Raw genomic sequence first — 22,649 nt, forward strand, 5'->3', positions numbered from 1 at the left:
CTTGTAATCCGGCAGGCCGTGTTATTATTGCCCCTTAGTATATTTTGACAGGAAGAGTATTTTGACAACTGACACTCATACTCTGCACATTGAAGAGATTTTAGAACTTCTGCCGCACCGTTACCCGTTCTTACTGGTAGACCGCGTGCTGGATTTTGAAGAAGGTCGTTTTCTGCGCGCAGTGAAAAATGTTTCCGTAAATGAGCCGTTTTTCCAGGGCCACTTCCCTGGCAAGCCGATTTTACCGGGCGTGCTGATTCTGGAAGCGATGGCGCAGGCCACGGGTATTCTGGCGTTTAAAAGCGTCGGTAAACTGGAGCCAGGCGAGCTGTACTATTTTGCAGGCATTGATGAAGCGCGCTTCAAGCGTCCTGTCGTGCCTGGCGATCAGATGATTATGGAAGTTACCTTCGAGAAAACCCGCCGTGGCCTGACTCGCTTTAAAGGCGTTGCGCTGGTCGATGGTAAAGTGGTTTGCGAAGCAACAATGATGTGTGCGCGTAGCCGGGAGTCCTGATCCGTGATTGATAAAACCGCCTTTATCCATCCTACCGCCATTGTGGAAGACGGTGCCGTTATCGGTGCTAACGCCCACATTGGCCCGTTTTGTATTGTGGGACCTAACGTCGAAATTGGCGAAGGTACCGTACTGAAGTCTCACGTTGTGGTTAACGGCCATACCAAAATTGGTCGTGATAACGAGATCTATCAGTTCGCCTCTATCGGGGAAGTTAACCAGGATCTGAAATACGCTGGTGAGCCGACTCGTGTGGAAATTGGCGATCGCAACCGCATTCGCGAAAGCGTCACCATTCACCGTGGCACAGTACAGGGCGGTGGATTGACGAAGGTGGGCAGCGATAACCTGCTGATGATCAACGCCCACGTGGCGCACGATTGTACGGTGGGCGATCGCTGCATCCTTGCCAATAACGCTACCCTTGCCGGACACGTTTCGCTGGATGATTTCGTTATCATCGGCGGCATGACCGCGGTGCACCAGTTCTGCATCATCGGTGCGCACGTGATGGTAGGCGGTTGTTCTGGCGTTGCTCAGGACGTTCCGCCGTACGTTATTGCTCAGGGCAACCACGCGACGCCGTTTGGCGTCAACATCGAAGGTCTGAAGCGCCGTGGCTTTAGCCGCGAAGCGATCACCGCGATTCGCAATGCTTATAAAGCGTTGTACCGCAGCGGCAAAACGCTGGAAGAAGTGAAGCCGGAAATTGCCGAGCTGGCGAAGCAGTATCCGGAAGTTCAGCCCTTTAGCGATTTCTTTGCCCGCTCAACGCGCGGCCTGATTCGTTAATGGCTGAACAGCGTCCCCTGACGATTGCCCTGGTCGCCGGAGAAACCTCCGGCGATATTCTTGGTGCAGGCCTCATTCGCGCTCTCAAGGCGCGAGTCCCTGACGCGCGCTTTGTCGGCGTGGCCGGTCCGCGTATGCAGGCCGAAGGCTGCGAAGCCTGGTACGAGATGGAAGAGTTGGCGGTGATGGGGATCGTGGAAGTGCTGGGGCGTCTGCGTCGCCTGCTGCACATTCGCGCCGATCTCACCCAACGCTTCACTGAACTCAAGCCCGATGTCTTTGTTGGCATTGATGCCCCCGATTTCAACATCACGCTGGAAGGCAACCTCAAGAAGCAGGGGATCAAAACGATCCACTACGTCAGCCCGTCCGTGTGGGCCTGGCGACAAAAACGCGTCTTCAAAATTGGCAGATCCACCAATATGGTGTTGGCTTTCCTGCCTTTTGAAAAAGCGTTTTATGACAAATTTAACGTCCCGTGCCGCTTTATCGGCCACACCATGGCTGATGCCATGCCGTTGGATCCGGATAAAAACGCCGCGCGGGATACGCTGGGTATTGCCCACGATGTCCACTGTCTGGCGATGCTGCCGGGCAGCCGTGGTGCCGAAGTGGAGATGCTCAGCGCCGACTTTTTAAAAACCGCGCAGCTGTTGCGCCAGCAGTACCCCGACCTTGAAGTGGTGGTGCCGCTGGTTAACGCGAAGCGTCGCGAGCAGTTCGAACGTATCAAAGCGGAAGTGGCGCCCGAGCTCCACGTGCACATGCTCGACGGCATGGCGCGCGAGGCGATGATCGCCAGCGACGCGGCGCTGCTGGCCTCAGGCACGGCTGCGCTGGAGTGCATGCTGGCCAAATGTCCGATGGTGGTGGGCTATCGCATGAAACCGTTCACCTTCTGGCTGGCGAAGCGGTTGGTGAAGACCGAGTATGTTTCGCTGCCGAACCTGCTGGCTGGCCGCGAACTGGTCAAAGAGCTGCTGCAGGATGAGTGTGAGCCGCAGCGGCTGGCCGAGGCGCTACAGCCGCTGCTGGCCAACGGTAAAACCAGCCACGCGATGCACGATACCTTCCGTGAGCTGCATCTGCAAATTCGCTGTAATGCGGATGAACAGGCGGCAGACGCGGTGCTGGAGCTAGCACAATGATTGAATTTGAATATCCCCATACCCATCTTGTGGCGGGTGTGGATGAAGTCGGGCGTGGCCCGCTGGTCGGCGCGGTCGTCACGGCGGCGGTGATCCTCGATCCTGCCCGTCCGATTGTCGGGCTCAACGACTCTAAAAAACTGAGCGAAAAGCGCCGCCTGGCGCTGTTTGACGAAATCAAAGAGAAAGCGCTGTGCTGGAGCCTTGGCCGCGCCGAGCCGCATGAAATTGACGAGCTCAATATTCTGCATGCCACCATGTTGGCGATGCAGCGCGCGGTGGCCGGGCTGGCTATCGTACCGGAATACGTGCTGATTGACGGCAATCGCTGTCCCAAGCTGCCGATGCCGTCGATGGCGGTGGTGAAGGGTGATAGCCGGGTGGCAGAAATCAGCGCCGCGTCTATTCTCGCTAAAGTCACGCGCGATGCGGAAATGGCGGAGCTGGACACGGTGTTTCCACAATACGGTTTTGCCCAGCACAAGGGCTACCCAACCGCTTTTCATCTGGAAAAGTTAGCGCAATACGGCGCAACCGAACATCACCGACGCAGCTTTGCTCCCGTCAAACGCGCACTGGGACTGGCGTCCTGATTCTTGTGTCGAGAATAAGTTAACCGGAATCTAAAGATGGCTGAACCACGTTTTGTGCACCTGCGGGTGCATAGCGACTACTCCATGATTGATGGGCTGGCGAAAACCGGGCCGCTGGTGAAAAAGGCGGCCTCTTTGGGCATGCCTGCGCTGGCGATCACCGATTTTACCAACCTTTGTGGTCTGGTGAAGTTCTACGGGGCGGGCCACGGTGCCGGGATTAAACCGATTGTCGGCGCCGATTTCCATGTGCAGAGCGATCTGCTCGGCGAAGAACTCACCCATTTAACGGTGCTGGCAGCGAACAACCAGGGCTACCAGAACCTGACGCTACTGATCTCCAAAGCTTATCAGCGCGGTTATGGCGCTGCGGGCCCCATTATCGACCGCGACTGGCTGATTGAGCTGAAAGAGGGCTTGATCCTGCTCTCCGGCGGGCGTATGGGGGATGTGGGCCGTAGCTTGCTGCGCGGGAATATGGCGCTGGTGGATCAGTGCGTTGATTTTTATGAACAACACTTTCCGAACTGCTATTTTCTTGAGCTGATTCGTACCGGCCGTCAGGATGAAGAATCGTACCTACATGCGGCGGTAGAGCTGGCGGAAAGACGTGGTCTTCCTGTGGTCGCGACCAACGACGTGCGTTTCCTCGAACCGGGAGACTTCGACGCCCACGAGATTCGCGTCGCCATTCATGATGGTTTTACCCTCGACGACCCGAAACGCCCGCGCAACTATTCCGCGCAGCAGTACATGCGCAGCGAAGACGAGATGTGCGAGCTGTTTTCCGATATCCCGGAAGCACTGGAAAATACCGTTGAGATCGCCAAGCGCTGTAACGTCACGGTGCGCCTTGGCGAATATTTCCTGCCGCAGTTCCCGACTGGCGATATGACCACCGAGGACTTCCTCGTAGCGAAATCGAAAGAAGGGCTGGAAGAGCGTCTTGAATTCCTGTTCCCGGATCCGGAAGTGCGCGCTAAGCGTCGTCCGGAATATGATGAGCGTCTGGATGTGGAACTTCAGGTTATCAACCAGATGGGCTTCCCCGGCTACTTCCTGATCGTGATGGAGTTTATCCAGTGGTCCAAGGATAACGGCGTGCCGGTAGGGCCGGGCCGTGGTTCCGGTGCAGGTTCGCTGGTGGCGTATGCGCTAAAAATTACCGATCTCGATCCGCTGGAACTTGACCTGCTGTTCGAACGTTTCCTTAACCCGGAACGTGTCTCGATGCCCGACTTCGACGTCGATTTCTGCATGGAGAAACGCGACCAGGTTATCGAGCATGTGGCCGAGATGTATGGCCGCGATGCGGTATCGCAGATTATTACCTTCGGTACCATGGCGGCAAAAGCGGTTATCCGCGACGTAGGCCGCGTACTGGGGCACCCGTACGGCTTCGTGGACCGTATCTCTAAGCTGGTGCCGCCCGATCCGGGCATGACGCTGGCGAAAGCGTTTGAAGCGGAACCGCAGCTGCCGGAAATTTACGAGGCGGATGAAGAGGTGCGCGCGCTAATCGATATGGCGCGCAAACTGGAAGGTGTGACGCGTAACGCCGGTAAACACGCCGGTGGCGTGGTGATCGCGCCAACCAAAATTACTGACTTTGCCCCGCTTTATTGCGATGAGCAGGGGCTGCATCCGGTAACCCAGTTCGATAAGAACGACGTGGAATACGCGGGGCTGGTGAAGTTCGACTTCCTTGGCCTGCGTACGCTCACCATCATCAACTGGGCGCTGGAGATGATCAACGCCCGCCGCGAGCGCAACGGCGAGCCGCCGCTGGATATCGCGGCCATCCCGCTCGACGATAAGAAAAGCTTCGACATGCTGCAGCGTTCGGAGACCACCGCGGTCTTCCAGCTTGAATCCCGCGGCATGAAAGACCTGATTAAACGCCTGCAGCCTGACTGCTTCGAAGATATGATCGCGCTGGTGGCCCTGTTCCGTCCGGGCCCGCTGCAATCGGGGATGGTAGATAACTTTATCGACCGTAAGCACGGACGTGAAGAGATCTCGTATCCTGACGTGCAGTGGCAGCACGAAAGCCTGAAACCCGTACTGGAACCGACCTACGGCATCATCCTGTACCAGGAACAGGTTATGCAGATTGCCCAGGTGCTTTCTGGCTACACCCTCGGCGGCGCGGATATGCTGCGTCGTGCAATGGGTAAGAAAAAGCCGGAAGAGATGGCCAAGCAGCGCGGTGCGTTCGAGGAAGGGGCGAAAAAGAACGGCATCGACGGCGAACTGGCGATGAAAATCTTTGACCTGGTGGAAAAATTCGCCGGTTACGGGTTTAACAAATCGCACTCCGCGGCCTATGCGCTGGTCTCTTACCAGACGCTGTGGCTGAAGGCGCACTATCCGGCCGAGTTTATGGCGGCGGTGATGACCGCCGATATGGACAACACCGAGAAGGTGGTGGGCCTGGTGGATGAATGCTGGCGCATGGGGCTGAAAATATTGCCGCCAGATATCAATTCCGGTTTATATCATTTCCACGTGAATCATGACGGGGAAATCGTGTATGGTATCGGCGCCATTAAGGGCGTCGGCGAAGGCCCGATTGAAGCGATCATCGAAGCGCGTAATAACGGCGGTTATTTCCGTGAGCTGTTCGACCTGTGCGCCCGTACCGATACCAAAAAGCTGAACCGCCGGGTGCTGGAAAAGCTGATTATGTCCGGGGCGTTCGACCGCCTTGGCCCGCACCGCGCCGCGCTGATGAATTCGCTGGGCGACGCGCTGAAGGCGGCGGATCAGCACGCGAAAGCCGAAGCCATTGGCCAGGCCGATATGTTCGGCGTGCTGGCGGAAGAGCCGGAGCAAATAGAACAATCGTATGCCAACTGTCTGCCGTGGCCGGAGCAGGTGGTATTGGATGGGGAGCGCGAAACGTTAGGTCTGTACCTGACGGGGCACCCGATCAACCAGTATATAAAAGAAATTGAGCGCTATGTCGGCGGGTATCGACTCAAAGACATGCATCCGACGGAACGTGGTAAAGTGACCACGGCCGCGGGGCTCGTGATTGCGGCGCGGGTTATGGTCACCAAGCGCGGCAATCGTATCGGCATCTGTACGCTGGATGACCGTTCCGGACGCCTGGAGGTGATGTTGTTCTCCGAGGCGCTGGAAAAATACCAGCATCTGCTGGAAAAAGACCGCATACTTATCGTCAGCGGACAGGTCAGCTTTGATGACTTCAGCGGCGGCCTTAAAATGATGGCCCGCGAAGTGATGGACATTGACGAAGCCCGGGAAAAATATGCTCGCGGGCTTGCTATCTCGCTGACGGACAGGCAAATTGATGACCAGCTTTTAAACCGACTCCGTCAGTCTCTGGAACCCCATCGTTCGGGAACCATTCCAGTACATCTCTACTATCAGAGGGCGGATGCACGTGCGCGGTTGCGTTTCGGTGCAACCTGGCGTGTCTCTCCGAGCGATCGTTTACTTAACGATCTGCGTGGCCTCATCGGTTCGGAGCAGGTGGAACTGGAGTTTGACTAATACAGGAATACTATGAGTCTGAATTTCCTTGATTTTGAACAGCCGATCGCAGAGCTGGAAGCGAAAATCGATTCTCTGACTGCGGTTAGCCGTCAGGATGAGAAACTGGATATTAATATCGACGAAGAAGTGCATCGTCTGCGTGAAAAAAGCGTAGAACTGACGCGCAAAATCTTTGCCGATCTCGGCGCATGGCAGGTAGCCCAACTGGCGCGCCATCCGCAGCGCCCGTACACCCTGGATTATGTCCGTCTGGCGTTTGATGAATTTGACGAACTGGCAGGCGATCGCGCCTATGCCGACGATAAAGCTATCGTCGGCGGTATCGCTCGTCTGGACGGTCGCCCGGTGATGATCATTGGTCACCAGAAAGGTCGCGAAACCAAAGAGAAGATTCGCCGCAACTTCGGTATGCCGGCGCCGGAAGGTTACCGCAAAGCCCTGCGTCTGATGGAGATGGCTGAGCGCTTCAACATGCCGATTATCACCTTCATCGACACCCCGGGCGCATACCCTGGCGTGGGCGCGGAAGAGCGTGGCCAGTCTGAAGCCATCGCGCGTAACCTGCGTGAGATGTCTCGTCTGAACGTACCGGTCATCTGCACCGTTATCGGCGAAGGCGGCTCCGGCGGCGCGCTGGCGATCGGCGTGGGCGATAAAGTGAATATGCTGCAGTACAGCACCTATTCCGTTATCTCTCCGGAAGGGTGTGCCTCTATTCTGTGGAAGAGCGCCGACAAAGCGCCGCTGGCGGCTGAAGCCATGGGCATCATCGCGCCGCGTCTGAAAGAGCTGAAGCTGATTGATTCCATCATTCCAGAACCGCTAGGCGGCGCCCATCGTAATCCGGAAGCCATGGCGGCATCGCTGAAAGCGCAGCTGCTGGCTGACCTGGCCGATCTCGACGTACTGAGCAAAGAAGATCTGCTCAACCGTCGCTATCAGCGCCTGATGAGCTACGGTTACGCCTGATTACAGACCTCACTTTCTTTTCTAAGGGCCGGATTTTCCGGCCCTTTTTTTATGTGTTATTTGATGATGTGCAAAAGAGGGAATGTGATTAGTGGATGAGGCGCTCCTGCGGCAAAACTGAGGCCACTGCCAGGCATTAAGCCACTACGGGCAGCCTACAAGGAGAAAAGGAGAACAACTATGGCTTCATCTAAAACTGTTACATTAAGCGCCGTGGCCGCAGGGATCATGTTAAGTCTGGGGGCTGCTCATGCGGCGCCGTTGCTGAGCGCGACAGAAGCGACAACCATCAAGGCGAGCGATCTTGCGGCAAAAGAAAAAGCGTTAACCGATTTTCCGCTGATGAACTCGGTAAAATCGTCCATTAAAACGCTCGCTAACAACGAAGTCGAAAAAATCGCACCGGGCCGGGCGGCAAACCCGGAAAACGTTAAACGAGTCGAGAGCATCCTGACCGAGCAAGATTGGGACTATCTGTTTCCCATGCGTGCGCCGGAATATACCTATTCGAATTTTCTGAAAGCGATTGGTAAATTTCCTGCCGTTTGCGGCACTTATACCGATGGGCGCGACAGCGATGCGATTTGTCGGAAATCGTTGGCTACGATGTTTGCTCACTTTGCCCAGGAGACTGGCGGCCATGAAAGCTGGCGCGATATTCCTGAATGGCGCCAGGCGCTGGTTTATCTGCGTGAAGTGGGCTGGGTTGAAGGCCAGAAAGGCGGCTACAACGGCGAATGTGATCCGAACATCTGGCAGGGGCAAACCTGGCCGTGCGGGAAGGATAAAGATGGTGATTACCTGAGCTATTTCGGTCGCGGGGCCAAGCAGCTTTCCTATAACTACAACTATGGCCCGTTCTCTGATGCGATGTATGACGGCGATGTGCGCCCGCTGCTGGACAAACCGGAGCTGGTGGCCGATACCTGGATGAACCTGGCCAGCGCCGTCTTCTTCTTTGTTTACCCGCAACCGCCGAAACCTTCCATGCTGCATGTTATCGATGGCACATGGCAGCCTAACGACCATGATAAAGCGAACGGCCTCGTTGAAGGGTTTGGCGTAACCATTCAGATTATCAACGGTGGCGTAGAGTGTGGCGGTGCGGATGAAAATGCGCAGTCGCTGAACCGTATTGCTTACTACAAAGAGTTTGCTAACTATCTGAAAGTGCCGATTGCTGACGATGAAGTCCTCGGTTGTAAAAAGATGAAGCAGTTTGATGAAGGTGGCGCTGGGGCTCTGCCGATCTACTGGGAAATGGATTGGGGATGGAGCGCGGAAACCGCCGATGGTAAAACCAACGCCTGTCAGTTAGTGGGCTATCAGACGCCGTACAGCGCCTTTAAAGAAGGTGACTATGCGAAGTGCGTGCAGAAGCACTTTAACGTGAATATCGTTGATGACAGCGGCCAGGCCGATGAACCGTCTGACACCACCGACGATACCACACCGGCTCCTGCCGCTAACGTCGCTCCGGTGGCGCGTATCGCCGGGCCGGTTGGCGCGGTGGATGCGGGCAGCCAGGTTTCGTTAAGCGCGGAAGGTTCCAGTGACGCCAACGGTGATAAGCTCAGCTATACCTGGATGTCGCAGGATGGGCAGACGTTAAGCGGTCAGGATAAGTCGGTCGTCACCTTTGCCGCACCGGTTAAGGATCAGGATGCGCAGTATGTGGTTAGCCTGACGGTGAGCGACGGTAGCCTGTCCAGCACCACGACCTACACCCTGAACGTGAAGGCGAAAGCTGCGGAAGGGGATGAGGGTAAGACGACTGATTACCCAGCCTGGAGCGCAACCCAGACCTGGAAGGCGGGCGAGATCGTTAATAACCACGGTGCGCTCTATCAGTGTAAACCGCTGCCGGAAGGCGCGTGGTGCAACAATTCTCCGACCTACTACGAGCCGGGTGCCGGTTTAGCATGGGGCGATGCGTGGAAAGCGCTGTAAAATGAAGAAATCATGCCAGTGCGGTGCGCTGGCATGATTGCTGTTATGCTTTTACCTGGATTGTCCAGGAGGGAAGCATGAATATCATCGCGATTATGGGCCCGCACGGCGTCTATTACAAAGACGAGCCAATCAAGGAACTGGAGAGTGCGCTACAGGCGCAGGGCTTCAAAATTATCTGGCCGCAAAACAGTGCCGACCTGCTGAAGTTTATCGAGCACAACCCGCGCATCTGCGGGGTTATTTTTGACTGGGACGAATACAGCGTCGATCTCTGCGGAGAGATAAACCAGCTCAATGAATATCTGCCGCTTTACGCTTTTATCAATAACCACTCGACGATGGACGTCAGCGCGCATGACATGCGCATGGCGCTGTGGTTTTTCGAGTATGCGTTGGGGCAGGCCAGCGATATTGCAACTCGCATCCGTCAATACACAGATGAATACCTCGATAACATTACGCCGCCGTTCACCAAAGCGTTATTTACCTATGTGAATGAGGGAAAGTATACCTTTTGTACGCCGGGGCATATGGGCGGTACGGCCTATCAGAAAAGCCCGGTAGGCTGCCTGTTTTATGATTTCTTCGGGGCCAATACGCTAAAGGCCGATGTGTCTATTTCGGTGACTGAACTGGGGTCGTTGCTTGACCATAGCGGCCCGCATCTTGAGGCGGAAGAGTATATCGCCCGCACCTTTGGCGCCGAGCAGAGCTATATGGTGACTAATGGTACCTCTACCTCGAATAAAATTATTGGTATGTATGCGGCGCCTGGCGGCAGCACGTTACTGATTGACCGCAACTGCCATAAGTCGTTGGCGCACCTGCTGATGATGAGCGATGTTGTGCCGCTGTGGCTCAAGCCGACGCGTAATGCGCTGGGTATTCTCGGCGGGATCCCGAAACGGGAGTTTACTCGCGACAGCCTCCAGCGGAAGGTGGATGCCACCGACGGTGCGCAGTGGCCGGTGCATGCGGTGATCACTAACTCCACCTATGACGGCCTGCTGTATAACACCAACTGGATTAAACAGACGCTCGATGTTCCGTCGATTCACTTTGATTCCGCCTGGGTGCCCTATACCCACTTCCACCCCATTTACCAGGGGAAAAGCGGCATGAGCGGCGAGCGCGTGCCGGGAAAAGTGTTCTTTGAAACTCAGTCGACCCACAAGATGCTGGCGGCGCTGTCGCAGGCATCATTAATCCACATTAAGGGCGACTATGATGAAGACACCTTCAACGAAGCCTTTATGATGCACACCTCGACGTCACCGAGCTATCCGATCGTGGCGTCAATCGAGACCGCCGCGGCCATGCTGCGCGGTAATCCCGGACGTCGACTGATCAATCGCTCGGTCGAACGCGCGCTGCACTTCCGTAAAGAGGTACAGCGGCTACGAGAAGAGTCGGACAGCTGGTTCTTTGATATCTGGCAGCCGGAAGAGATTGATGAAGCTGAGTGCTGGCCGGTGTCGCCAGGAGAGGACTGGCACGGTTTCAGCGACGCCGATACCGATCATATGTTCCTCGATCCGGTGAAGGTGACGATCCTCACGCCAGGCATGGACGAGCAGGGCAATATGAGCGACGAAGGGATCCCGGCGGCGCTGGTGGCAAAATACCTCGACGAGCATGGTGTAGTGGTGGAGAAAACCGGGCCGTATAACCTGTTGTTCTTGTTCAGCATCGGTATTGATAAAACCCGAGCGATGGGGCTGCTGCGTGGGCTCACGGAGTTTAAGCGCGCCTACGATTTGAACCTACGGGTGAAGAACATGCTGCCGGATCTCTATGCTGAGGATCCTGACTTCTACCGCCATATGCGCATTCAGGATCTGGCGCAAGGGATCCACCGCCTGATTCGCCAGCACGATCTTCCGCGATTGATGCTGCGGGCTTTTGACGTGCTGCCGGAGATGAAGCTGACGCCACATCGCGCATGGCAACAACAAATTAAAGGCGAGGTGGAAACGGTGGCGCTGGAAGAGCTGGTTGGGCGCGTTTCGGCGAACATGATTCTGCCGTATCCACCGGGCGTGCCGCTGCTGATGCCGGGGGAAATGATCACCGAGGAGAGCCGTTCCGTGCTCGATTTCCTGCTGATGCTTTGTTCCATTGGACGACATTATCCGGGCTTTGAAACCGATATCCACGGTGCAAAACGCGATGAAAACGGCGTCTACCGCGTTAGAGTCCTAAAAAACGGCTGAGGGCTTGCATGATAACGTCCTGCGCGGGTAACGTGCTGAGAAACGGTTAACGGAGTAAAACCATGCTGGGATTAAAACAGATTCACCATATTGCTATCATCGCCACCGACTACGCGAAGAGTAAGGCCTTCTACTGCGACATCCTTGGCTTTACGCTGCAAAGCGAGGTCTATCGTGACGCGCGCGATTCGTGGAAAGGTGACCTGGCGCTGAATGGCCAGTATGTGATTGAACTGTTTTCCTTCCCGTTTCCCCCCAAGCGCCCAAGTCGCCCGGAGGCGTGTGGATTGCGCCACCTGGCGTTCAGCGTAGAGGATATCGATGCCGCTGTGGCGCATCTGGAAGCCCACGGCGTTGCCTGTGAGGCGATTCGCATCGATCCGTACACCGACAAGCGATTCACCTTTTTCAACGATCCTGACGGCCTGCCGCTGGAGCTTTACCAGCAGTAAGGCTTGTCATCAGCCGCCCGGCCCGGTAACGTGCCGGGCGATACTTTTCACGATGATATGACAATGACGCCTTCTTCCCTTGTGCAGCAACTCTCTCCGCATCGCCAGTTTCTGGTCGCGTTCAGCGGCGGTCTCGACTCGACGGTGCTGTTGCATCAACTGGTTTGCTGGCGGCGACAGGAGCCGGGCATTTCCCTACGGGCTATCCACATTCATCATGGCATCAGCCAGAATGCCGACAGCTGGGTTGAGCACTGCCAGCAGCTGTGCGCAGAGTGGCAGGTGCCGCTGGTGGTCGAACGCGTCACGCTGAGGCAGAGTGGCGCAGGGCTCGAAGCCGAGGCCCGAGCGGCGCGCTATCAGGCTTTCCGTGAAGCGCTGTTGCCCGGAGAAGTACTGCTGACGGCGCAGCACCTCGATGACCAGAGCGAGACGTTGCTGCTGGCGCTTAAGCGCGGTAGCGGGCCTGCCGGACTATCGGCGATGCCGGTGAGCGCGACGTTTGCCGATACACAGCTGATCCGCCCTTTGTTGCATGAAACTCGCGCCACGCTGCTGCTGTGGGCACAGCGTTACGGACTGCGCTGGATTGAAGATGAGAGCAATCAGGACGACGCCTACGACCGCAACTTCCTGCGTCTACGCGTCTTGCCGCTGCTTAACGCCCGCTGGCCGCACTTTGCCGAAGCGGCAGCGCGCAGCGCGGCGCTGTGCGGGGAGCAGGAACAACTGCTGGATGAGCTGCTGGCCGACGAGCTGTCGCGGCTGCTTGACGAAAACGGCTCGCTGGCGATTGACCCTCTGGTCAGCATGAGTGGGCCGAAACGCGCCGCGCTGCTGCGCCGCTGGTTGGCCGGGCTGGGGGCAACGATGCCGTCGCGGGAAATGCTGACTCGGCTGTGGCAGGAGGTGGCACTTGCGCGTGAAGATGCCTCGCCGTGCCTGCGTCTCGGCGATTTTGACGTTCGTCGCTTTCAGCAACGTTTGTGGTGGGTTAAAGCACTGCCAGGGCAAACGGATAGCGAAATCGTGTGGCAAAATTTACGCGCGCCGCTGGTATTACCGGACGGTCTTGGGCAGGTCTTTTTGTCGCCGGGCGGCGATATTCGTCCACCGCATGCCGGCGAACCGGTTACGATTCGTTTTAAAGCGCCGGGGATGCTGCATATCGTAGGCCGTCACGGCGGACGCAAGCTGAAGAAAATCTGGCAGGAGCTGGGCGTGCCCCCCTGGCTGCGTGATACCACACCGCTGCTGTTTTACGGCGATACGCTGATTGCCGCCGCAGGGCGATTTGTCACACGAGATGGTAGCTGTGAAGCGGGAGAAGGGGTACGTCTGGGCTGGCAGAAAACGGGCAGCTAAGCTGCCCGTTTCTTAATTATGATTCACTGACCACCACGGTGCCGATTTGCGGGTGGCTGAAGCTGGTTATCCGATCAAGACGTAGCTCGCGCAGATCGCCCGCGCTGTCGACAACCAGATATTCCACGTTCTTGCGTGATAACAGGTCGTGAGCTTTGGCTTGCAGCACTTCGCCATCTTTCAGCTCCAGCGAGAGGACGAGGTGGTGCTGGCAGGCAAGCTCAAGATTGTCATAGTCATCACAGTTGATGGGTTGATAAGTATCATTCATTGACATAATCGCTCACCAGTAAGTTTGCCGCCGCATACGCGGCTTTTTCCCTGACTGACTCAGAAATGGCGTCATCCGCCGCAACTTCGTTCAAAACTTTCAGTACACAGCCTAGCGCATCCGGGATATACCCTAAATCACCGCTCGCGATTTCCGCGTAGCGTTGGCGAATCAACTCACAATAGTTGCCCACATGCCCTCCTGTCAGCGCTTCAATTAAGCCTATGAAGATAATCTCTGTTTAGCAAGGTGACTATATCACACTCATTTAAGCATTATCAGCGGGATGAGCGGCGGCAGACGGGCCTTTTGGCGCTGATTTCGTTACAATGACCACCATTTTTTTCAGGAGTTTAGCCATGGCGCTGAAAGCAACGATTTATAAAGCAGTGGTCAACGTCGCCGATCTCGACCGTAGTCAGTTTCTGGACGCGTCGTTAACCCTCGCGCGCCACCCATCCGAAACCCAGGAGCGCATGATGCTGCGTCTTCTGGCGTGGATTAAGTATGCTGACGAACGTCTGCAGTTTACCCGCGGCCTCTCTTCGGACGACGAGCCGGAGGTGTGGCTGCGCAACGATCATTTGGGTATCGATCTGTGGATTGAGCTGGGGCTGCCGGATGAGCGGCGGATCAAAAAAGCCTGTAGCCTGGCGCAGGAGGTGGCGCTGTTCACCTATAATAGTCGTGCTGCGGAGATTTGGTGGCAGCAGAACCAGAGCAAAATGGCGGGCTTTAAAAACCTGAGTATCTGGTATCTTGACGATGAACAGCTGGCGAAGCTCAGCGCGTTTGCCGAGCGCACGATGACGCTGCAAGCGACGATTCAGGAAGGGGCAATCTGGTTATCGGATGCTCAGAATAATCTGGAAATTCACCTGACGCCGTGGCAGACGCGGGCATGATTACGCTTTCCCGGCAGGTGAGCATCCCGGATGATGAACTGACGATTACCGCCATCCGGGCGCAGGGCGCGGGCGGGCAGCATGTGAATAAGACCTCCACGGCGATTCACCTGCGTTTTGACATTCGCGCCTCCAGCCTGCCGGAGTATTATAAAGAGCGCCTGCTCGCCGCCAGCCACCACTTAATTTCTGCTGACGGTGTGATTATCATTAAGGCGCAGGAATACCGTAGCCAGGAGATGAATCGCGAAGCGGCGATTGCCAGGCTGGTGGCGGTGATCCAGACGTTAACGACAGAACAAAAAAGCCGACGCCCTACGCGCCCAACCCGCGCGTCGAAAGAGCGGCGGCTGAATTCAAAAGCGCAGAAATCTTCAGTGAAGTCCATGCGCGGGAAAGTTCGCTATTAAGCCGGACGTGGATGTAATAAGTATAAGGAATTGAGGGTGAAAAAAGCGATATTGGCCATTGCGGCCACGGGGATGCTGTTTGGGTTATTCGGATGCAACCATTCTGAAGTGACCACCGTCAAGCCGACGCAGCCAGCAGAATTAACCCCTATGCAGCAAAGCTGGCGCGGTGTTCTGCCGTGCGCAGATTGCGAAGGCATTGAGACCTCATTGTTCCTCGAGAAGGACGGTACCTGGGTGATGAACGAGCGCTATCAGGGCGTCAGTCGTGAGCCGTCATCGTTTGGCTCGTACGGTACCTGGGCGCGCACCGCCGATAAGCTGGTGTTGACCGACAGCCAGGGGGAGAAGTCTTACTACCGGGCGAAGGGTGACAAGCTGGAGATGCTTGACCGCGAGGGTAACCCCATCGAATCGACGCTGAACTATACGCTGGAACCGGTTAAAGCAAGCCTGCCAACCACGCCGATGGCAATGCGCGGGATGTATTTCTACATGGCAGACGCGGCCACCTTTACCGACTGTGCTACCGGGCAGCGCGTGGCGGTCGTGAATAACGCTCAACTGGAGCGCGATTATGCGGCTGCAAAAGGTGGCGAGAGTAAACCGATTCTGCTGGTGGTCGAAGGGCACTTTACCGTTGAGGCTAATCCGGATACCGGCGCGATGGTGAAGACTTTGGCGACCGATAAAGGCGCGAAGTTTGTGCCAGGTAAGGATTGCGGCAACTAATAAAAAGGCCTCGCATCATGCGAGGTCTTCGTTTTTTTGCCGGATGATCCGGCAAAGGTTATCCGGGAATTCCCGGCGTCGCTTCGCTCAGCCGGGTTTCGCGATTATCCTTTAATGGCTTTCACCAGGTAATCGACGATGTCGCCGGTTTTAATCAGCTGCTTCTCGCCGTTACGACGGTATTTGTATTCGATATCGTCGTTGTCGAGGTTACGGTCGCCCAGCACGATGGTGTGCGGAATACCAATCAGCTCCATATCGGCGAACATCACGCCCGGACGCTCTTTACGGTCGTCCATCAGCACTTCGATACCCTGCGCGCGTAGCTCAGCGTACAGTTTCTCAGCCAGTTCCTGCACGCGGTAGGATTTGTGCATGTTCATCGGCAGAATCGCTACCTGGAACGGCGCGATGGCGTCTGGCCATACGATGCCGCGGTCGTCAAAGTTCTGCTCGATAGCCGCAGCCACGACGCGAGTCACCCCGATACCGTAGCAGCCCATGGTCAGGATCTGGTTACGGCCATCTTCGCCCTGTACGGAGGCTTTCATCGCTTCTGAGTACTTGGTACCCAGCTGGAAGATGTGGCCCACTTCGATACCGCGTTTGATCATCAGCGTGCCTTTGCCATCCGGGCTCGGATCGCCAGCGACCACGTTACGGATGTCCGCCACTTCTGGGGTAGCGACGTCGCGATCCCAGTTGATGCCGAAGTAGTGTTTACCGTCGACGTTTGCGCCAGCGGCGAAGTCGCTCATTGCCGCAACGGTGCGGTCAATAACGGTTGGAATTGGCAGGTTGACCGGGCCGAGAGAGCCTGGACCTGCATTCACCAGCGCACGAATTTCTGCTTCGGTGGCAAAAGTCAGCGGAGCCGCAACCTGTGGCAGTTTTTCCGCTTTCACTTCGTTCAGCTCGTGATCGCCGCGAACCAGCAGCGCAACCAGCGGAGACTTGCTGCCTTCTACCGCTTTAACCAGCAACGTTTTCACGGTTTTCTCGATTGGCAGGTTGAACTGCTCAACCAGCTCGGCGATGGTTTTGGCGTTTGGCGTATCGACCAGAGTCATTTCCTGGGTTGCTGCCGCGCGCGGCTCTTTCGGCGCCAGCGCTTCTGCGAACTCGATGTTTGCCGCGTAGTCGGAAGAGTCAGAGAAGATCACATCATCTTCGCCGCTCTGCGCCAGCACCTGGAATTCATGGGAGGCACTACCGCCGATAGAACCGGTGTCAGCCTGTACAGCACGGAAATCCAGGCCCATGCGGCTGAAGATTTTGCTGTATGCCGCGTACATCGCGTCGTAAGTCTCTTGCAGAGATTCCTGAGAAGTATGGAAAGAGTAGGCATCTTTCATCAGGAACTCACGGGAGCGCATCACGCCAAAACGTGGACGGACTTCGTCACGGAATTTGGTCTGGATCTGATAGAAGTTCAGCGGCAGCTGTTTGTAAGAGCTCAGCTCGTTACGAATCAGGTCGGTGATCACTTCTTCGTGCGTCGGGCCGAGGACGAACGGACGATCGCCACGGTCAGCAATGCGCAGCAGTTCCGGACCATACTGTTCCCAACGGCCACTCTCTTCCCACAGTTCGGAAGGCTGAACTACCGGCATTAACACCTCGATCGCACCGGCGTTGTTCATCTCTTCACGCACGATGTTTTCGACTTTTTTCAGGACGCGCACGCCGGTCGGCAGCCAGGTGTATAACCCGGAGGCCAGCTTGCGGATCATCCCGGCGCGCAGCATCAGCTGATGGCTGATAACCTCGGCGTCGGCAGGTGTCTCCTTCAGAGTGGAGAGCAGGTATTGGCTAGTACGCATGTTGTTACGATTCCAGTTGGACGATTGAACAGGCTCAAGACGAGCCTGGCACAAAACAAAAGTGGTTTAGTTTACCAGCGAGAAAGGGATGTCAAAAGAGTGCGCGGCGCAAATTACCGGGCTTCGAGGGCAAAGACCTCAAATCCTGATGCCGTTACGCGCCAGCGGACGTTAAAGTCCAGCAGCCAGACCGCGTAGGTTTTGCCTTCTTCCTCATTTTTACGGTAGGCAGGACGCGGATCCTGCGCCAGCACTTCGGCAATAAACTGACGAAGGCGCGGGTAACGTTTTTCCAGCCCGAGCAACTGCTGGGCGATTTCCTCGCTGAAGGTGACGTTAATATCGGCCTGTGGCGCGTCCTGCGCATAGCTAGCGCGCGCTTCCGGCAGCGATTCGGCAAAGGGCAGATACGGTTTAATGTCTACCACCGGCGTGCCATCGACGAGGTCAAGCCCGCCAAGTTCAAGAATCACCTGTTCTTTATGGCAGCGGATACCACGCAGTTCGACCAACGACATCCCAATTGGGTTAGGGCGGAAGGTCGAGCGCGTTGCAAACACGCCCATTCTCGCGTTGCCGCCCAGACGAGGAGGGCGAACGGTGGGGCGCCAGCCGCCTTCCATCGTTTGATGGAAGACAAACAACACCCACAAATGGCTGAAAGCCTCCAGACCGCGCACCGCGTCGGCCTGGTTGTAGGGGGCGACCAGATGCAGCTCGCCGCTACAGCTTTTAACCAGCCCCGGCTGGCGAGGCACGGCAAACTTCTCTTTATAAGGAGAGCGAATAACGCCGATTTGCGCGAATGAGAAGGTGCTCATTACTTCGCGGAAACGTTGAGCGCAGACCCGACGCAGACCGCCTGACGGTAGCAGCCCGGCGTGCCGCTCGTCACTTCACAGCTGTGCAGCAGTACTGCGTTCGCTTTCATTTTCGACGCGTTAATTTGCATGCGTTTGCGCGCGGTTGGGATATTCGGCGGTGAATCCTGATTGGTTGCCTGGCAAGATTCGCCCGACACCTCGCCCAGATCGCGGAACGGCTTACCGACCAGATCTTCAGCGTTGGTAATAATTCGTACCGGCGTTGCGCGTGGCGCCTTCGGTTTCGCGGTCTCCGTTTTGACGGGGGTCGCAGTGCTTTGAACGGGTTCAACGGGAGATCTGTTTAGCATGGAGCAGCCGCCTAACAGGAGCGCTAATAAACAGACCGGTAAAGCACGCATAGTAATTCCTCTATAAAGGGTAGACCAGGGGGCTATTGAATCAGGTGCTTGCATAAATGACAAGACGGGCATGTGCCCGTCTTGAAAGATACTGCTTAGCGGTAAGACAATTACCAGCCTTTAACAGCGCCGCCATTGAAGATTTTGTTCGCCGCTTCGTAAACTTCGTCAGACTGGTACGCCTGAACGAATTTCTTCACGTTTTCCGCGTCTTTGTTGTCTTCGCGAGTGACAATCAGGTTCACATACGGAGACTCTTTACCTTCCACGAAGATACCGTCTTTCGCCGGGGTCAGGTTGATCTGGCTGGCGTAGGTGGTGTTAATGACGGCCAGCGCAATCTGCGCATCGTCCAGGGAGCGCGGCAACTGCGGAGCTTCCAGTTCAACAATCTTCAGATTTTTTGGGTTCTCTACGATATCCAGAGAGGTCGGCAGCAGACCAACGCCGTCTTTCAGTTTGATAAGCCCCTGTGCCTGCAGCAGCAACAGAGTACGGCCCAGGTTAGTTGGATCGTTAGGCACGGCAATCTGGTCGCCCGCTTTCAGTTCATCCAGAGATTTGATTTTCTTCGAGTAGCCAGCAATCGGGTAAACGAAGGTATTACCCACGGATACCAGTTTGTAACCACGGTCTTTGATCTGCTGATCGAGGTACGGTTTGTGCTGGAAGGCGTTGGCGTCAATGTCGCCTTTGCTCAGCGCTTCGTTCGGCAGTACGTAATCGTTGAAGGTAACCAGCTCAACGTCCAGACCGTATTTCTCTTTTGCTACTTTCTGTGCAACTTCAGCAACCTGCTGTTCTGCGCCGACGATCACGCCGACTTTGATGTGGTTTGGATCTTTCTCGTCCTGGCCGCAACCAACAAGTGCCAGAGAACCAATCAGGGCCCCAACTGCCGCAAAGGTTTTAAAATTGAACGCCATGCTTATTTCCTTAAACTTTTAAGTTGTGTTGTGTGTAACGCTATTTATGAGTCACTGCCCGGACGATACGATCGCCAGATAGTTGAATTAAATAAACCAGAACGACCAGCAATACCAGCACTGTATTCATCACGACAGCATTATAACCAATGTAGCCGTACTGATAGCCAATCTGGCCCAGGCCGCCAGCGCCCACGGCACCGCCCATCGCGGAGTAACCAACCAGCGTAATCAGCGTAATGGTTGCCGCATTCACCAGGCCCGGGAGGGCTTCCGGCAGCAGAACTTTACGGATGATTTGCATCGGCGTTGCGCCCATTGCGCGGGAAGCTTCAATCAGCCCGGTCGGGATCTCCAGCAGGGCGTTTTCCACCATACGGGCGATAAACGGCGCGGCGCCCACGGTCAACGGAACAATCGCCGCCTGCAGACCAATGGAGGTGCCCACAATCACGCGGGTAAATGGAATCATCCACACCAGCAGGATAATGAACGGAATGGAACGGAAGATATTCACCAGCGCAGAGAGAATGCGGTAAAGCTTGCCGTTCTCAATGATTTGTCCCGGACGTGTCGTATAAAGCAGCACGCCAACCGGCAAACCAATCACGAAACCGAAAAAGCCTGACACAAACGTCATGGCCAGCGTTTCCCAGACGCCGCGCGCCAGTAACCACATCATGGCCTCAGACATAACCCAATACCTCTACTTTTACATGGTGTTGCTGCAGCCAGGTGATGGCCGCTTGCGTATCTTCAGGTGTACCGTGCATTTCGGTCAGCATGATGCCGAACTTCACGCCGCCCGCGTAATCCATCTGCGCGCTAATAATGTTGTTATTCACGTTAAAGCGACGTGCGGTTTCTGACAGCAGCGGGGCGTCTACCGAATGACCGGTAAACTCCATGCGCAGCATGGGAACGCTATCAGCGGACTGAGTGTCTTTCAGACGTGCCAGGTAGTCTTCTGGAATATCCAGATGCAGTGTGGACTGAATGAACTGCTGCGCCAGCGGCGTTTTCGGATGAGAGAAGACTTCACTCACCGTATCCTGTTCGATCAGCTCACCGTTGCTGATCACGGCGACGCAGTCACAGATACGCTTAACGACATCCATTTCGTGTGTGATAAGCAGAATAGTCAGGCCCAGACGACGGTTAATGTCTTTCAGCAGTTCGAGAATAGAACGCGTGGTAGCCGGATCCAGCGCGCTGGTGGCTTCATCACACAGCAACACCTTGGGATTGCTGGCCAGAGCACGGGCAATCGCCACGCGCTGTTTCTGTCCGCCGGACAGGTTTGCCGGATAGCTGTCGTGCTTATCGCCCAGACCGACGAGATCCAGCAGCTCGGTGACCCGGCGCTTGATTTCTTCTTTTGGCGTATTGTCGAGTTCCAGAGGCAGCGCGACGTTGCCAAATACCGTGCGAGATGAGAGCAGGTTAAAGTGCTGGAAGATCATGCCAATCTGGCGGCGTGCTTTGGTCAGTGCCGACTCAGATAATGAAGTCAGTTCCTGGCCGCCGACCTGAACGCTGCCTTCGGTCGGGCGTTCAAGCAGGTTAACGCAACGAATGAGCGTACTTTTACCTGCGCCGGATGCGCCAATGACGCCGTAAATTTGTCCCGCAGGCACGTGCAGGCTAACGTTGTTTAGTGCCTGAATCGTGCGGTGGCCCTGCTGGAACACCTTGGTGATATTCGAAAGTTTAATCATTAGATTTTTTATTATCAGTTAGGAGTTATCCGCGGCATTTTCTTCTGCCCTGGACGGGCGATGACCGTCAACAAAACGGATGTTAAGGCATCTAGACGTCTAAATCAATCTGATTTATGCGATCGACGCTTTCTTGCCTGGCGAAACATGCGATACTAAGGGCACATGCCTTATTCAGGAGCAACACGGTGGCAAAGTCCGTACCCGCTATTTTTCTCGATCGTGATGGCACGATTAATGTCGATCATGGCTACGTTCATGAAATAGATGAGTTTGAGTTTATCGATGGCGTCATTGACGCGATGCGTGAATTAAAAGAAATGGGCTATGCCCTGGTGTTGGTGACTAACCAATCGGGTATTGCTCGCGGGAAGTTTACTGAAGCGCAGTTTGAAACGCTGACGGAATGGATGGACTGGTCGCTGGCCGACCGTGGTGTCGATCTCGATGGTATCTACTATTGTCCGCACCACCCGCAGGGAACGGTAGAAGAGTATCGTCAGGTATGCGACTGTCGCAAACCGCATCCAGGTATGTTGAAGTCGGCGCAGGAATATCTGCACATTGATATGGCTTCTTCTTATATGGTTGGCGATAAAATTGAAGACATGCTGGCAGCCGCAGCGGCGAATGTCGGTACAAAAGTGCTGGTGCGCACCGGTAAGCCGGTGACGGAAGAAGCGGAGAAAGCGGCGGATTGGGTGATTAATAGCCTGGCAGACCTGCCTGCGGCCATCAAAAAGCAGAAATAATCGACGAGAAGGCGAAAAGGTGAGCGGTTGAAAGAAAAATGCATTTTCCCTCTTGTCAGCCAGAAATAACTCCCTATAATGCGCTCCCACTGACACGGAATAACGGCAAACAAGCCGCCGGGTCAGCGAGGTTCTCCTGAGAATCTCGACAGAGAAAAGCGAAATTAAACGCTTGACTCTGAAAGAGGAAAGCGTAATATATGCCACCTCGCGACAGAGCGCTAAAGCGCGTCGCAACTGCTCTTTAACAATTTATCAGACAATCTGTGTGGGCACTCGAAGATACGGATTCTTAACGTCGCAAGACGAAAAATGAATACCAAGTCTCTGAGTGAACACGTAATTCATTACGAAGTTTAATTC

General features: G+C 55.6%; 22 protein-coding genes. 14 read left to right on the forward strand and 8 right to left on the reverse strand.

Annotated features, from left to right (window positions below; translation table 11 throughout):
- The first annotated feature begins 61 nt into the window (after positions 1–61).
- The 10 genes from fabZ (at position 62) to tilS (ending at position 13,524) form a co-directional block, all read left to right on the forward strand.
- Entirely contained in the window at positions 62–517 is a 456-nt protein-coding gene (gene fabZ / locus NNN71_RS04125) for a 3-hydroxyacyl-ACP dehydratase FabZ (protein ID WP_052285413.1), read from the forward strand.
- 3 nt (positions 518–520) lie between these two features.
- Positions 521–1,309: an acyl-ACP--UDP-N-acetylglucosamine O-acyltransferase gene (gene lpxA, locus NNN71_RS04130; protein WP_064547588.1), complete on the forward strand. Its 789-nt coding sequence runs from the start codon at positions 521–523 to the stop codon at positions 1,307–1,309.
- Complete coding sequence (gene lpxB, locus NNN71_RS04135; protein WP_271457929.1) at positions 1,309–2,457, forward strand: lipid-A-disaccharide synthase; 1,149 nt, start codon at positions 1,309–1,311, stop codon at positions 2,455–2,457. The genes lpxA and lpxB overlap by 1 nt, the downstream gene beginning before the upstream one ends.
- Complete coding sequence (gene rnhB, locus NNN71_RS04140; RefSeq protein WP_163447282.1) at positions 2,454–3,050, forward strand: ribonuclease HII; 597 nt, start codon at positions 2,454–2,456, stop codon at positions 3,048–3,050. Before lpxB ends, rnhB begins: the two co-directional genes overlap by 4 nt.
- A gap of 36 nt (positions 3,051–3,086) precedes the next feature.
- On the forward strand, positions 3,087–6,569 hold the full coding sequence (gene dnaE, locus NNN71_RS04145; protein WP_163447284.1) for a DNA polymerase III subunit alpha: 3,483 nt from the start codon (positions 3,087–3,089) through the stop codon (positions 6,567–6,569).
- A 12-nt stretch (positions 6,570–6,581) separates the two neighbouring features.
- Positions 6,582–7,541, forward strand: coding sequence for an acetyl-CoA carboxylase carboxyl transferase subunit alpha (accA, locus tag NNN71_RS04150; RefSeq protein ID WP_163447286.1), 960 nt, complete (start codon positions 6,582–6,584; stop codon positions 7,539–7,541).
- A gap of 180 nt (positions 7,542–7,721) precedes the next feature.
- Entirely contained in the window at positions 7,722–9,491 is a 1,770-nt protein-coding gene (locus NNN71_RS04155; RefSeq protein WP_271457930.1) for a glycoside hydrolase family 19 protein, read from the forward strand.
- Between the two features lie 77 nt (positions 9,492–9,568).
- Entirely contained in the window at positions 9,569–11,707 is a 2,139-nt protein-coding gene (locus NNN71_RS04160; RefSeq protein WP_163447290.1) for a lysine decarboxylase LdcC, read from the forward strand.
- A gap of 62 nt (positions 11,708–11,769) precedes the next feature.
- The gene (locus tag NNN71_RS04165; RefSeq protein WP_271457931.1) at positions 11,770–12,159 is read left to right on the forward strand and encodes a VOC family protein; all 390 of its coding nucleotides are present in this window, start codon (positions 11,770–11,772) and stop codon (positions 12,157–12,159) included.
- Between the two features lie 57 nt (positions 12,160–12,216).
- The gene (gene tilS / locus NNN71_RS04170) at positions 12,217–13,524 is read left to right on the forward strand and encodes a tRNA lysidine(34) synthetase TilS (protein ID WP_271457935.1); all 1,308 of its coding nucleotides are present in this window, start codon (positions 12,217–12,219) and stop codon (positions 13,522–13,524) included.
- Positions 13,525–13,540: 16 nt separating this feature from the next.
- On the opposite strand, the gene rof is transcribed toward tilS, so the two are convergent.
- Together rof and NNN71_RS04180 are read right to left on the reverse strand one after the other, a co-directional pair.
- The gene (gene rof / locus NNN71_RS04175; protein WP_163447294.1) at positions 13,541–13,801 is read right to left on the reverse strand and encodes a Rho-binding antiterminator; all 261 of its coding nucleotides are present in this window, start codon (positions 13,799–13,801) and stop codon (positions 13,541–13,543) included.
- Complete coding sequence (locus tag NNN71_RS04180; RefSeq protein WP_064547602.1) at positions 13,788–13,988, reverse strand: YaeP family protein; 201 nt, start codon at positions 13,986–13,988, stop codon at positions 13,788–13,790. Before NNN71_RS04180 ends, rof begins: the two co-directional genes overlap by 14 nt.
- A gap of 166 nt (positions 13,989–14,154) precedes the next feature.
- Between NNN71_RS04180 and NNN71_RS04185 the strand changes: the two genes are divergently transcribed.
- From NNN71_RS04185 to nlpE, 3 genes are read left to right on the forward strand one after another with little or no spacing between them, the layout of a single operon-like run.
- A complete protein-coding gene (locus tag NNN71_RS04185) occupies positions 14,155–14,700 on the forward strand; it encodes a YaeQ family protein (RefSeq protein WP_163447296.1) in 546 nt (181 codons plus the stop codon).
- The gene (gene arfB / locus NNN71_RS04190) at positions 14,697–15,110 is read left to right on the forward strand and encodes an alternative ribosome rescue aminoacyl-tRNA hydrolase ArfB (RefSeq protein ID WP_065356570.1); all 414 of its coding nucleotides are present in this window, start codon (positions 14,697–14,699) and stop codon (positions 15,108–15,110) included. Before NNN71_RS04185 ends, arfB begins: the two co-directional genes overlap by 4 nt.
- Positions 15,111–15,146: 36 nt before the next feature.
- The gene (gene nlpE, locus NNN71_RS04195; protein ID WP_271457932.1) at positions 15,147–15,842 is read left to right on the forward strand and encodes an envelope stress response activation lipoprotein NlpE; all 696 of its coding nucleotides are present in this window, start codon (positions 15,147–15,149) and stop codon (positions 15,840–15,842) included.
- Positions 15,843–15,946: 104 nt separating this feature from the next.
- Here the strand turns inward: nlpE and proS are convergent, their stop codons facing one another.
- The 6 genes from proS to metN all read right to left on the reverse strand — a co-directional run bounded on the left by proS (position 15,947) and on the right by metN (position 21,534).
- Positions 15,947–17,665 carry a proline--tRNA ligase gene (gene proS, locus NNN71_RS04200; protein WP_167576695.1) on the reverse strand — a complete coding sequence of 573 codons (1,719 nt, stop codon included), beginning with the start codon at positions 17,663–17,665 and terminating at the stop codon, positions 15,947–15,949.
- 113 nt (positions 17,666–17,778) lie between these two features.
- Positions 17,779–18,486 carry a tRNA (N6-threonylcarbamoyladenosine(37)-N6)-methyltransferase TrmO gene (tsaA, locus tag NNN71_RS04205; protein WP_163447302.1) on the reverse strand — a complete coding sequence of 236 codons (708 nt, stop codon included), beginning with the start codon at positions 18,484–18,486 and terminating at the stop codon, positions 17,779–17,781.
- Complete coding sequence (gene rcsF / locus NNN71_RS04210) at positions 18,486–18,890, reverse strand: Rcs stress response system protein RcsF (RefSeq protein ID WP_064547614.1); 405 nt, start codon at positions 18,888–18,890, stop codon at positions 18,486–18,488. Before rcsF ends, tsaA begins: the two co-directional genes overlap by 1 nt.
- Positions 18,891–19,000: 110 nt before the next feature.
- A complete protein-coding gene (gene metQ, locus NNN71_RS04215) occupies positions 19,001–19,816 on the reverse strand; it encodes a methionine ABC transporter substrate-binding lipoprotein MetQ (protein WP_163447304.1) in 816 nt (271 codons plus the stop codon).
- A gap of 40 nt (positions 19,817–19,856) precedes the next feature.
- On the reverse strand, positions 19,857–20,510 hold the full coding sequence (locus NNN71_RS04220; protein ID WP_064547618.1) for a methionine ABC transporter permease MetI: 654 nt from the start codon (positions 20,508–20,510) through the stop codon (positions 19,857–19,859).
- Positions 20,503–21,534, reverse strand: a complete 1,032-nt coding sequence (gene metN, locus NNN71_RS04225) for a methionine ABC transporter ATP-binding protein MetN (RefSeq protein ID WP_271457933.1) — start codon at positions 21,532–21,534, stop codon at positions 20,503–20,505. The genes NNN71_RS04220 and metN overlap by 8 nt, the downstream gene beginning before the upstream one ends.
- Positions 21,535–21,722: 188 nt before the next feature.
- Here metN and gmhB point away from each other — a divergent pair, with 188 nt between their 5' ends.
- Positions 21,723–22,286 (forward strand): D-glycero-beta-D-manno-heptose 1,7-bisphosphate 7-phosphatase, encoded by a 564-nt coding sequence (gene gmhB / locus NNN71_RS04230; protein ID WP_163447308.1) that lies wholly within the window; start codon positions 21,723–21,725, stop codon positions 22,284–22,286.
- Positions 22,287–22,649 lie beyond the last annotated feature (363 nt).

It is taken from the genome of Kluyvera sp. Awk 3, from assembly GCF_028069715.1.
Classification (GTDB): Bacteria; Pseudomonadota; Gammaproteobacteria; order Enterobacterales; family Enterobacteriaceae; genus Kluyvera; species Kluyvera georgiana_A.